Below are 689 nucleotides of genomic sequence, written 5' to 3' on the forward strand. Positions count from 1 at the left end.
TCCGATCTCGTGACATTCGCAGATGCCGTTTCGCCCGTCGATGCCGCCGCCGTGAAGACGTTGGTAAAGTTGTCATCAATGCCTTGATTGATCTCACCTGTCACGACGATTTCAAACTCATTGCCTTGGTACGCTTTCAAGGTATGGTTGGAATTGACGTTGTTATCCGAATCCACAGAGACCACAACGCCAGATTTCAGCTCTGTAATAGTCGCTTTCCATGTCGTGAACAACGCATTACCGTTGCTACCAATCAATTTGTCGATTTCATCCAACAAGTTCACGCTCTCTGCATCGCCAGAGCCACGGTTGGTCGCCGTCATCGTGAACGTGATTTCATCGTCATCATTGGTGTATTCGGCTTTATCGGCCACTTTCGTCACCGATAAGATGATCGGTTGCGGTTTGATAATGGCGACATCTTCTGCCAAAACATCGCTTTCCGATTTGTCGTATGCGTAAGCATGGTTGGTGATTTCGCCCATCGCGTCTGCATTGACCACACCGGTAATCTCAATGTCTAACGTGTCGTTTGGCGCAAGAATCACGCGACTGTTTACATCCAGATTGTCGCCCTGAATTTGCGGCAGAACGATGGTTCGTTCATCGTTGTATGAACTGGTTATACGCCAACTGGTAAATGCTTCAGCTTGAGTGTCGTTGATGGTGTTGACCTTCAGTTCTGAGAT

1 protein-coding gene is annotated in these 689 nt (G+C 48.0%); it reads right to left on the reverse strand.

All coding sequences use genetic code 11. The annotated features are described in order from the left end of the window. Positions 1 to 689, reverse strand: a 689-nt coding sequence (locus R7E78_RS26875) for a hypothetical protein (protein ID WP_318058708.1), incomplete at both ends; no start/stop codon positions are given.

The organism is Vibrio sp. YT-19(2023) (genome assembly GCF_033337395.1).